Source organism: Armatimonadota bacterium (genome assembly GCA_036504095.1).
GTDB lineage: Bacteria > Armatimonadota > DTGP01 > JAKQQT01 > JAKQQT01 > DASXUL01.
Genome location: DASXVS010000080.1, coordinates 95,573 through 108,008 on the forward strand (window position 1 = coordinate 95,573; position 12,436 = coordinate 108,008).

Here is a 12,436-nt window from a genome sequence, read left to right on the forward strand (position 1 = left end):
ATCAGCATTCGGGCCGGCACCGCCGGTTGAAACCGGCGGACCTGGCCCACGTTTAGTTGAAAGGACAACATGCGTTTCTTCCGATACCTTCTTCCGGCGGCGATCCTCGCTGCCCCGACCTTCGCGGCCACGATTCCTGTTCCGCTCGATGTCAACGCCCTGGTCTCGAAGAGCGAAGCGACCATCACTTCCACGAGGTTCGATGACGGCGACGCGTCGAAGGTCTTTGATGCGGATCGCGACAGCCTGGCGCGCACACCATCCATCAATCCCGCGTTCGTCCAGGTGGAATTCAAGACGCCGCAGACGATCACCGGCACGCGCGTCCGCTTCACCGGTGACAAGCACGATTGGAGCCTCACTGCCGACGGAAAGGTCGTGTTCAAGTCGGCCTGGAAGAGCGAGGACCCTCAAACCGTTGCGTTTCCGGCCCCGCTGACGGCGCGCGTCTTTCGCCTCGACGCGAAACGGCTCGAGGGCGACGATTATGTCCACTTCTTCGACTGGGAACTGCTTCAGCCGGGCAAACTGAAGAGCCTGACCATCACCGGGCCGAAGGGCGACGTCCCCGCCGGATCGGTCTTCTCGCTGACGGCCTCCGGGCAGACCGCGGACGGACGCACCATCGACGTGACCGGTGACGCGAATTGGACGGCCCAGGGCGCCACCATCTGGCGCAAGCCGAACCGGTTCTCTGCGGGAGAGTCCGGAGACTTGACCGCAACGGCGACGCTGGACGATCTCTCGGCATCAGTCAAGCTCCCCGTCAAGGGCGAAGAGGTCCGGAACAAGGACTTCGACCTCGACGCCATGTACATCGAGCGCCTTCCGCGCATCAATTTTGATGACAACAAATCGACCGGAGGCTGGCCAAAGCCCGGCCAGCGCGTTCAGTGGATGGCCCACCTGCACAACTGGGGCACGCGAGACATCAGCGCCGTCGGGTACACCTGGGTTCTCGATGGCAAGAAGGCTTACGAGGGTAAAATCCGCGACTGGAAGGCGGACACCGACAGAACGGTTTCCTTCCCGTGGACCTGGGAGCAGTCCCGCCACAGCCTGGCCTTCATCCTCGACTCCGATGCGCGCTTGCTCGACGAATCGTCCAGGGGCAACAACCAGGTAACCATAGCGACTGACGCCCTTGCGGTCGGCTACTGGGTAGAGGACGGCCTTTCGCGTTACATGCACGATCACCAGCGCGAGCTAGGAGACGGCGCCAACTCATTTGAAGATTGGGGCCAGCGCCAGATGACTCTCTGGAACCAGATGTTCGCCAACGCGAAATACGGCTCCTCGCCCAACGGGATACTCGATCGCGTGAGGCTGGACAAGGTGGTACACGTCCCCACAGGGGCGCTCCCGCTTAACGGCGGCTTACCCACGAACAACCCGGACGGCCCGGACAAGACCGTTGACCTGATGTGGGGCATGGTCACCAAGAACCTGGGTCCCGGCGATTTCTGGGAGGTGAAACACGGCGGACCGTTTGAGAACGAATACGGCCTGATCCACGAACTGGACCACGCGCGCTACCTCATTGATTCGTACGGCTTCGACGTGCACAAGGTGGCAGTTGACAGCCTCAAACTCCCTGATGGCACCCCTATGGCAGGCTCACCGTCTCTGCCCGTGAAGGGGTCCGTTGTCCGCTACGACAAGTACCGGGGAATGATGGACAGCACGCACTACTTCAGCGAATACGAGGCTTATGCCTGGAACCGGATCGCCGGCCAGCGCGCGCGGAAAGGCAACCAGAACGGCCCGGATGACATCGGCGCCTACCTGAACGAGGATCTGCCAGCCAGCAACGTTGTGCGCTTCGTGGATAGAACAGGAAAGCCGATCAGCGGCGCTGCCGTTGAAGTCCACCAGGCCCGTGGCGCCAAGGATCAGTGGTACGGCAAGACCTACGTACAACAGCCGGACATGACCTTCACCACTGACAAGAACGGCGAGGTCACGCTTCCCCGCTGCCCGTTCGGCGACAAGATCGAGCACACCTACGGCATCGCGAACAGCGTGCTGCTGTATATCGTGAACTCGAACGGCACGATCCGCACCGCGTTCCAGGAAGCCAGCGATTTCAACCTGGAGTACTGGCGCGGCCACAAGGACAAGGGCCGTTACGAGATAACACTGGACATGTAGGGCAGGAAGAGGATCCGGCACGAACGAAACAAGCACCGTCATCATTTGTTAACGGTGCTTGTTTCGTTCGTGCCTTGGCTTTGGGGCGGATCAGATCCTGCTCGCCGTTCAAGTCGGAAGAGTGGCGGCTATCCAGATGCGCTTGCATCGGCTGAAGCCCGCGCAACAAATCTGGCACAACTCCCCATGCTCGCTACCGCTGGTGCATTCTGCGCATTTCTGTTATAATTGCCATAATTGCCGTGACCGTTTGGTTTGCGAGAGCGGTGTACCAATGGTCCTTCCATGGACCGCTACGTGAGGACGCCGCTATCGTGCCGAAGTGGAGGCGTACCGTGCACTACCGAGGTCTCGTCGGCATCGGCTTGGTGGTCATCGCCGCACAATCCGTGGCGATATCCAGGTCCGGGGCCGTTTCGCAGCCGATCCCGCCGCAACATGTGGCCCGCATCGATGAAAATGTGTTGCGCATCGTTCGCGCCACCGCCGGCGTGCCCCCGCCATTCCTCGACGATTCCCTCGCGCTCGTTCAACATGACAGTCGCCGGGGGCTGTTCGTGACGGTTTACTCCACGGATGTGCCGGCCTCAATCAGGGCCCTCGCATCGCCGGATGTCACCATCGCTTACGCCGACAGCCGGTACGGCTTCGTGGAGGCATGGGTGCCGGCCCGCATCGTGGAACCGCTGGCAGCGCGGCCCGAGACGCGTCGCATCGATCCCGTCATCGCTCCGCAGGTCGCCGCGTGCGCCGCGCTTCCGGGCCAGGGGGCCGTCTCGGGTGAGGCCGACTGCATCCTGCGCGCCCGTGACGCCCGCGACGTGTCGGGTCTGGACGGCTCAGGCGTCTCTGTCGGCGTCATATCCGACGGGGTGGACGGCATGGCGACCTCCATCGCGACAGGCGACCTGCCGGCCGACACCCGGGTTATCGATTCCGGCCCGGCAGACAGGCGCGAGGGCCGGGCGATGATGGAAATCGTTCATGACATGGCTCCCGGCGCCCATCTGGCGTTCAGTTCCGGGTATCCCTCTGCCGGGAAGCTCCTCGCCTCCGCGCAGGCTCTCGTTGCGGAGGGGTGCGACATCATTGTTGACGACGTCGGTGTGCCGAGCGAACCGTTCTTCGAGGACGGGCCGGTCGCAAAGGCTGTGGGCGATATTGTGGCTGGCGGCGTCACCTACCTCACCAGCGCGGGCAACAGCGCCATGACCCATTACGCCGGCGACTACCTGGACGGAGGAGGGGTTACTCTGAACCCCGGAGGGGCCCCGCCGGACCGCGTCACCCTGCTGCACGCTCACACTTTCTCCACGGACGGGGCCGGCGCCGCGGTCAACTCCCTACCCGTCCTCGTGCAAGCGAGACAGAGTGCAACCGTCGTCCTCCAATGGGCTGATCCCTGGTTGAATGCGGCAGATGACTATGATCTATACGTCGTTGGCCAGTCCGATGGGGTTCACACAACCGTCCGGCGCAGCACCAACATCCAGAATGGGGCGGGCTGCAATGCCACGGAGTGGGTCAAAGCGCCCAATGACACCGATGCCGCCCGCTGGTTCTTCGTTGTGGTGAACAAGAAGACCGGAATGGCTCGCTCGTTACGGATCATCATCAATGGCAGCGCGTCGCTTCAGTCATCCGTCGCCCAGGGGTCCGTCTACGGCCACGCATGCGTCCCGAGTGTCATAACGGTCGGCGCCATCTCCGCCAACGCGCCGCCTTATCTCACCGCGGAGCCGTTCAGTTCACAGGGCCCGGCGGACATCCGATTCCCGGTCGCCATTCTGCGGCCGAAGCCGGATGTATGCGGCATGGACGGCGTTACGACCTCCGTGACAGGGTTCTCGCCATTCTACGGTACATCCGCCGCGGCTCCGTCCGTCGCCGCGGTGGCCGCACTGATGAAACAGCAATTACCCGCGATGACGCCGGCGCAGGTTCAAGCCGCACTTGCGGCAACGGCAATAGATGCGGCACCGCCCGGAACGGATCCCGTCACCGGCGCGGGGCGGGTAGACGCGTTAAATGCTGTCTTGTACGCTCAGTCGAGCCCTTCGGTCACGCCGGACTCCATCACGTTCCAGGGTACCGAGGGCGGCGCGTTTCCCGCGCCGGTGCTGATCACTCTGCACGGCACGTTCGCAACAAGCGCGGTCTCCACACCGTGGACCGCCTTCGCAGATGTCCCGTGGCTCCACATCGTTAAGCCGTCCGGTGTTCTCCACGCAACAGACACATTCGTCGTATGGGCGGACACTACCGGCATCGTTTCGCCGGGCGCCTCCGGACACGTTCTGATAGGCTTCCAGAACGCCAGGCCGCCGATCCTGCAGGTGAACGTGCAGCTGAACCTCGCTCCTCCGGCGAACGCCTACGTCGTCACTTCCACGAAGCACGATACAGCCCACCCGGACTGGGTGACCCTTACGGACGCAGTGACTTACGCGAACAGCCACCCCGGCACTGTGATTCGGTTCAATATCCCCATATCGGACCCCAACTTCTCCGGCGGCGTGGCACACCTGCAGGACGCCGGGTACCTGGCTTTGTCCGGCGGCTACACGGTGATAGACGGCAACTCGGAGACCGTGTTTGTCCACGACACCAACCCCGCCGGGCCGGAAATCCAGACGTCGGCGCCGCTGTGGATCACGTCAGCCAACAACGCCGTGCGAGGTCTGGCGATCTGCAATGTGCCCCCGTCCACCGACCCCAACTACGTCAACCCCGCGGTGATGATCGAAGGCGCCGCCGCCGCGCACAATACCGTCTCGGGCTGCTACATCGGACTCGATGCAACCGGGACGACCGCCGCACCCAACGACAATGGCATCTACATCGCGAACGGAGCGGCCTACAACGTGATCGGCGGGTCCACGACGGCCGAGCGCAACGTCATCTCGGCGAACGGGGACGATATCTACCTGCTCATCGGAGCGCACGACAATATCATCGCCGGCAACTGGATCGGCCTCGACGGCACCGGGACGCGCGCGGCGCCTCGCGCACCGACGCAGGCATCTCACCGGGGCCTCCTCCTCTGGGATGCTCACACCGGAAGCGGCTCCAGCAACAACGTTATCGGCGGGTCCAAACCAGGAGAGGGCAACGTCATCTCGGGGCACGACTGGGATGGCATCGGTATCATGGCGGCCACGAGCACGGGGAACAGGGTCATCGGCAACCGGATCGGCACCGACTCCACGGGCACGATCGCTATCCCCAATGCCATTCTAGGCGTGGGAATCTGGTCGTCCGCCTCAAACAATGACATCGGCGGCGCGGCGCCCGGGGAGGCGAACGTCATATCCGGCAACGGCACCGCGGGTGTCCGGATCTGGTCCGCCGGCGCCACGGGGAATCGGGTATTGGGCAATCTCGTGGGCGTGGCGGCGGATGGGCTGACTGCCCTACCCAACGGCATGGCGCCCAGCAGCCTTATCGGCGGGGCCGCCACCGCGGGCGGCGTGGTGCTCGACCAGGGTTGTCACGACAATTTCGTCGGTGGATTACAGAGCGAATCCGGAAAAAGGAACGTCGTCGCCGGGAACGCTGTCTGCGGCCTCCACATCAAGGCAGGCGCCACACACAATTTCGTGCTTGGCAATTCGATAGGCTGCGCCGATGCCGCCGGCATGGTGTCCGCGCCAAACCACGGGCCCGGCGTGTTCATAGATGGCACATCGCTGAGGAATGTGGTCGGCGGCCTCGATCCGTTCAATGGAACGTATCTCAGCGGAGGCAATCAGATCGCGTTCAATACGGGCGCGGGCGTTGCGATGGCGAGAGACTCATCGCTAACAAACACCGTCAGTCGCAACGGTATCCACGACAACGGCGGCCTGGGAATCGATCTCGGCAATGACGGCCGGCCGGCGACGCCGGTTGACGGGTTCTACAACGCACCCATCCTCTCTACGGCGTACCGTTACGACGGTTTCACGCTGGTGTCCGGCACGTTTGATCCTGGCACGGAGGCTGCGGCGCTTGAATTCTTCACCAGCCCCACCGCGGACCCCAGCGGCTACGGGGAAGGCAAGCGCTTCCTTCTCAGCATCATGGTGGCCTCCGCGGGAGCGTTCACCTTCGATCTGCCGGGGTTCGACGCAGGGACCGTCGTTACCGCAGTCGCCGTGCGGCGGCAAAACGGAGTGCTCACAGACACATCCGAGTTTTCAAACGCAGTGGCCGTTCAGGACCCGCCGCCTGCCTCGGACCATCCTCCGGTGGTGACGCTGAGTCAGCCGAACGGGGGCGAGGTGCTGGCTGGCGGCTCGACGTACCCCATCCTGTGGACAGTTGAATATCTCGGCGGGCTGCAACCGCAGCACATCGAGTACTCCCTGGACAGCGGCGCGTCGTGGGCGGACGCCGCCCTTGAAGTTGATCCGGCGGCCCGAGCCTACACGTGGGAGGTGCCGCGCGTCCAGACGGGTCAGGGACGGGTGCGGGTCACCTCCACCGACTGGGAGGGACGCATCGGTTCGGCGACCAGCGCGGCCGATTTAACCATCAATACGCTTTTGCCGTGGACTATTGGTGACGCCGCAACCGCGCTGCGCATCGCCGGAGGCATCGTCAGTGCTTCTCTCAACGACTCCGCACGCCTGGACGTTGTGACGGCGGGGCCGTCGGCCGGCCGCATCGATCTTCAGGACGCCGTGGGGATTGCGAGAAAAGCAACCGGGCTGGACCAGTAGACACTATTCGGAGGGGGCAACCCATGGCTCGACAAAACAGGTGCGGGATGGCGGCGGCGGCTTTGGCGGCGTTCAGCCTGGCGATTTCCGGAACCAAGGCGGAGTACACAATCAGGCCCCTTTCCCCGGACGGTGCGCGAACCTGGGCGCACGGCGTCAATTCACTCGGCCACGTCGCCGGCGAGTGGGACACACCGGGGATGACCGCGGCGTTCTGGGGCGACTCCGGCTTGCGGAGCCTGGGATACCTGTATCGCCCGATCCAGTATTGCTACGTGAACAACGCGATCAGCCTGAATGATGAGGATCAGGTGGTGGGTTACCAGACGTTCCGGCCATGTCTGAGCTCCACCGAGAACGACACGCGCGCTTTCTATTGGGCGTTGTCCACGTCGAGCATGGTGGAGATTGCTCCAACCTCCGACTTCAAGAACACCAATGTATCAAAGATCAACAACACCGGTATCGTTGTCGGGACAATGAGCATCCCCACCGGAACAGGGCCAAGCCAGCGCGCATTCCGCTGGACCTCAGCCGGCGGAATGACGCTGATTGGAACGCTGGGCGGCGCCACCAGCACGGCGGTTTCCATCAACCAGGCGGGCTATGTTCTCGGCCAGTCGATGATCGCCGGAGACGCGGCGATGCATACGTACGTTCTGAAGCACGATGGCGTATTGACTCCGGAAGACGACTTCGGCGCGCTTCCCGCTCCAGGCGCCCTGCCGGTGGATCTCAATGATAGCGGCCAAGTACTGTTCAAGGCCTCCGTGGACATCGGCGGCGGAAACTACTACGATCGTGCCGTCGTCGCCTCCAACGGCCAGTTCACGCAACTCGGCTACCTGGTGAACTACGGCAACGTGACTCCGCTGGCAATCAACAGCAGTGGAGACGTCGTTGGCAATGCTCTTGCGCCAGGGTACCAGACCCTCGCGTTCCTCAATCATGGCAACTCATTTCGGAACCTGAACGATCTGTTGCCGCCCGGCTCGGGCTGGCAGCTGCAAACGGCCGAGGACATCAATGACGCAGGGCAGATAGTAGGCGTTGGAATTCTGAACGGTACATGGCGTGGCTACATCATGTCGCCGGTTGCGCCGGGCGATGTGAACAAGGATGGGACCGTGGACGCCGCCGATGCGGTGTTGATGCTTCAATCCGGCGCGGGACTCCTGGCCGGCGTGTCCGCGCGCCTCGGTGACGTCGCCCCGTCGCCTTCCGCGGACCCGCGCGGTTATGGCGATGGTGTTGTGGATATGCTGGACGCGCTCCGGGTCCTCCGTCACGTAAGCGGCCTAGAAAGCCACTGGCCATAGACGGGGATCGGCATGCGGCGGCCAGGCCGAACTGCGGTCGCCGGTGCCTGATGCTGCGGACAGAGCCCTCCCCCAGCCCCTTCCCAGCGCTGCCGACCCACCAAGGTCGAAACACGTTGTTCGCGGGGAAGGGCCGGGGTTAGGTTGTACTAGCTTCCAAACGCAGCGAGGCAGTCGGCCAGCTGTTCGCGGATGTCGATCTTCTGCGGGCAGTGCATCTCGCACTCGCCGCACAGCTCGCAGGCGTCGGCTTTGGCGCCTTTCACCCACTCGGTGCCGATGGCGTCGTAGTGGCGCTGGGCGAAGTCCTTCAGACCGTAGATCCTCAGGTAGTTCATCGCCTGGAACGCGCGGCTGATGTTGACCTCGTGCGGGCAGTGCGGCAGGCAGTAATTGCAGCCCGTGCAATAGAGATCGGCGAGACGCTTGTTCTCTTCCATCGCGGCGTTGATGCCCGCCACTTCGTCGGCGCTGAGCGGCGCCACGTTGGATGCCGTCGCGGCGTTCTGCTCCAGCATCTCAAGCGTGGACATGCCTGAGATCGCGCAATCCACGTTCGGGTTGGCGAAGACGAAGCGCAACGCCAGTTCCGCGCTGCTCGCGACCTTGACGCCGGCCTTCTCGGCGACTTCCAGCGGGAGCCCCGCCACGCGGCCGCCGCCAACGGGGCCCATCACCACCACGCCCAGCCCGCGGGCCTTTGCCCGCGCCATCGCTTCCTCGTTGCCGCGATCAAGGATGTTGTACTGGCAGAGCACGGTCTCAAAAATACCCACGTCGATGATCTTGTCCATCACCTCGGGCTTATCGTGGAATGAGAACGAGATGTGGCGGATAAGGCCCTCTTCCTTGGCCTTCGCCATGCCTTTGATGGCGTCGTCGTAGAATTTGTGCTCGAAGACGCCGGCGCCGATCCCGTGGAAATGGTAGAAATCGATGTAGTCGGTATCGAGTTTGGTGAGCTGCTCTTCCAGTTGTTCGCGGTAGGGCTTGTCGAACGGGTACTTGGTGGAAAGGATCACCTTGTCGCGAACGCCCTTGAGCGCCTTGCCAACTGTGTACTCGCTGAGGTGATCACAATAGAAATACGCTGTATCCCAGTAGTTGACGCCCAGTTCCAGCGAGCGGTGCAGCATCGGGATGGCGGCGTCCTCGTCGATCACCTTCTTGCCGTTCACCTCGATCATGGGGAGGCGCATCGTGCCGAAGCCGAGGCGCGAGATGGAAACGCCGGTGTTTCCAAAAGGTCTGTATTCCAAAATCACTCCTGTCCATTTCACAGTTTATCCGCAGACAGCGGGGCCGAACACGTTGAATCTGCGTTCAGCCGCGCCATCTGCGGATATGATTTACGCGTTTACTTCACGCGTTTCAGTATAGCCGTCACGTCGTCCATATTGATGCCCCTATACTTCCCGGCCACGATGTCGCCTCGCTGCACCTGCTCGGCCGTTCCAACCGCCAGCCCCGCGGCGATGCGCAGCGCCAGCAACGCGTCTGCGGCGTTCACCACGCCGTTTCCGTCAACATCTCCCACCGGCGGAATCGCGATGAGCGGCACACGGACCACACGGCGGTTGCCGGCATCCGCGATCAGCAACTCGCCGGTCTGCGACATGGTCACACCTTGTGGCGATTTCAACGGCGAGCCGTCGGATGCGCCGGTGATTTCGGCCTTCAGGCTCCCGTCAGGCTGCAAAATGGAGACCTTGTTGGCTGTCGGCTGAGACACGGCCAGCGTGCCGTCGCCGACCTGCACGATGTACGCCGGTCCCGTGATCGACGCAAACGTTCCGATCCTGACGCCTGACGCGTCGAAGCGAACGATCCGGTTCGCGGCTCGGTCGGTCGTCAGGTATGTGTTATCCGGAAGCTGGATTGTCTTCACAGGACCGGACAGGTCGGCGGAGCCGAATTCCAGAATCGTGCCGTACCCGTAGCCGTCGGTAATGTCCACCCGGTGGTTGCCGGAATCCGTCACGATGAGATTGCCGGCATTGTTCGGCGCCACGCCCTCCGGCATCAACCACTGGCCGGGGTTAGGACCATTGACGCGAAACACGCCGCTCCAGCGGTTCGCCCCGTCCGGAGATAGCACGAAGATGGCGGCGGACGGTGTGTCCACGTAGCTGGCCGGGTTGCCGACGTAGGCGACGTTACCGTTCGCCGTCATCGTCACGTCGACGGCCGCCACGTGGTTGTGAACGCTGCCGAAGGTCTCGATCGGGCTGAAATCCGGGCGAAGCCACACCGGTTGCTCGCGCGGGTAGTCCGCCACCAGCACCGTTCCGTCCGGCTCCTCCGCGATGCCGCGCATGTCGGCATAGGAATAGACCCCGACCTCATTACCGAAAGCGCTTTCAGACGCGCCAACCAGCGCCGTCACCGCGTAACGCACCATCTGACGCTCTGAAACGAAGTCGACGAAGCTCGTCGCGGTCGGTGGAAGCGGAGTCGTTGTTACGCTCCGCCACAGGTACTCCTGTTCGTCCGCACGGTACACGCGGTACCCCGTTACGCCGGCGGCCGGCGAGGCGCTCCAGGTAAGGTGGACCGAAGTGCTGCTCGTCAGGCCGGCCGCAAGGCCCGATGGCGGCGCGGGTGAACCGGTGGTAGGGAAATGCGTCTGGAGGGTAAACGTTCCGAGCGCCGTCCCCTGGGAGGCCCAGGCGCGAACGAAATCTGTGGTGTCCAGATTGAAGAACTCGCGCTTCGCCCCCGAGACGACGCGGAAGAACAGGACGTTATGGTTGCCAACCACGTCGATGTAACCGGTACGAGCGTCAAACGGGCTGTTGTTCTCCGTGTAGATAACGCTTGCGCCCGGCTTGTATTCGTTCGTGTGAACGGTGTTGACAGGGAAATTGGGCAGGCTGAAATACCCGTTTGCGTCGGTCGTTCCCTGCGCGATGGGCGTATCATATGCCGGCTTCGCCTGGTACACGTTGACGGCGGCATTCGGAACCGGCAGGCCGGCGTTATCCAGAACGAGTATCCGGTTGTCTGCTGGCTCCAGATACTGGAAATCGCCGTACCAGCCGCGCCGCCTTCCCAACTGAGTGTTCAGTCCAATCGCGTCGTACTCGCTGAAAATGGTATCTCCGTGGCCGCGCATCATCCCCTGCTGGTGCGCGATCCGCCCCAACCCGCACGGATAGCCGTCCACGTCCTTGATGTAGTTCTCGGACGGGATCATGTCCATGTTGTAGATGTCCATCAGCCCGAGCTGGTGACCCCATTCGTGGATCAGTCCCCAGTCCTTGATCTGAGCGTTGGCCGCGGGGTAGGTGTCAAACGGCCAGCCACTGTCGAAACCGTTCACAGCCCGGAAGGCGCCGGCGCTGTTGTTCGTCTCGGTATCGTCCAGAATGAGGAGTTCATCGATGCGGATATGCTCGAGGATGCCCTGTGGCGAGGCGGGCCAGATGGATTTCGCGAACTTGTCGTGCATCAGGTCCACGTGGTACTGAAGCCAGTCCTCGAAGGAATAGGATCCTGCTCCCGCGGGATAGCCCGCGAGTCCGGAATCCGTGAAGTTCTGAGTACCGCGGAACCCGTTATACCCGGTTGGTGCCGGCGTGCCTCCGGGGATGTTTGACACCCCCTTCTTCACCGTGATGAAGAAGCCCATCGCGTCGGTCCAGTCCTCGCGCGCATTGTTGCGCGTGCTGATTTCCGCCGGCGTGGACGGGTCCGGCGTGACTTCGAATCTCACCTTATGCTGGCCGTCCTGCCAAGCCCACTGCGTGGTGAAATTCTTGAAAGAGCCCGCCCGAAGCCCCACGGTCTTGAACGTATAGCCGTTGGGATTCCCGTTGAACCCCTTCAAAGTGTACGTCTGTCCCGTCACCGTCGCCATGGCGTCGGGGCCGAGACCTGTATCCTCGCGTCCGTTGGCGATCACATTGCCGTCGATCTTGAACGCCCAGTTGTACGGCGCGGATGCCAATCCGCCGTGATTCACCACGTGCGCCGTGAAGGTTACGATATCGCCCGGCGCGTGATAGTGCTTGATCGCCTGGGCCGTGGCGATGTCCACCACGTTGTTTGTATTCGGGTCCACCGGCCGGCCGTAGCCAAGATCGTAGTTGGGATAATAGGAGAACTCGCGCGGAGTGATGGAGATGTACGTCACATCGAGGTCCGGCATGGGCGGCGGGCCGCCGGGCGCCACGGCGAAAGCCGGCGCCCATAAAAGGGCGACGAGCAACACAAAACCTGATTTGCCTAGCATGTTGATTCCCTCACGGTCGTTGGATTGCG

The 12,436-nt window shown here is 62.8% G+C and carries 5 protein-coding genes; 3 read left to right on the forward strand and 2 right to left on the reverse strand.

Going from position 1 to position 12,436, the window contains the following annotated elements; translation table 11 throughout:
- The first annotated feature begins 69 nt into the window (after positions 1 to 69).
- The 3 genes from VGM51_18730 to VGM51_18740 all read left to right on the forward strand — a co-directional run bounded on the left by VGM51_18730 (position 70) and on the right by VGM51_18740 (position 8,173).
- Entirely contained in the window at positions 70 to 2,151 is a 2,082-nt protein-coding gene (locus VGM51_18730; protein HEY3415075.1) for a hypothetical protein, read from the forward strand.
- Positions 2,152 to 2,486: 335 nt separating this feature from the next.
- A complete protein-coding gene (locus VGM51_18735; protein HEY3415076.1) occupies positions 2,487 to 6,854 on the forward strand; it encodes a S8 family serine peptidase in 4,368 nt (1,455 codons plus the stop codon).
- Between the two features lie 23 nt (positions 6,855 to 6,877).
- On the forward strand, positions 6,878 to 8,173 hold the full coding sequence (locus VGM51_18740; protein HEY3415077.1) for a hypothetical protein: 1,296 nt from the start codon (positions 6,878 to 6,880) through the stop codon (positions 8,171 to 8,173).
- Positions 8,174 to 8,322: 149 nt separating this feature from the next.
- Here VGM51_18740 and VGM51_18745 read toward each other — a convergent pair whose 3' ends face one another.
- Both VGM51_18745 and VGM51_18750 read right to left on the reverse strand, forming a co-directional pair.
- Positions 8,323 to 9,432: an aldo/keto reductase gene (locus VGM51_18745; GenBank protein ID HEY3415078.1), complete on the reverse strand. Its 1,110-nt coding sequence runs from the start codon at positions 9,430 to 9,432 to the stop codon at positions 8,323 to 8,325.
- Positions 9,433 to 9,530: 98 nt separating this feature from the next.
- The gene (locus VGM51_18750) at positions 9,531 to 12,407 is read right to left on the reverse strand and encodes a hypothetical protein (GenBank protein ID HEY3415079.1); all 2,877 of its coding nucleotides are present in this window, start codon (positions 12,405 to 12,407) and stop codon (positions 9,531 to 9,533) included.
- Positions 12,408 to 12,436 lie beyond the last annotated feature (29 nt).

Bases quoted from the DNA above. Each gene is read 5' to 3' on its own strand.
- VGM51_18730 (HEY3415075.1), top strand. From the start codon at position 70: ATGCGTTTCTTCCGATACCTTCTTCCGGCGGCGATCCTCGCTGCCCCG.
- VGM51_18740 (HEY3415077.1), top strand. From the start codon at position 6,878: ATGGCTCGACAAAACAGGTGCGGGATGGCGGCGGCGGCTTTGGCGGCG.
- VGM51_18750 (HEY3415079.1), bottom strand. From the start codon at position 12,407: ATGCTAGGCAAATCAGGTTTTGTGTTGCTCGTCGCCCTTTTATGGGCG.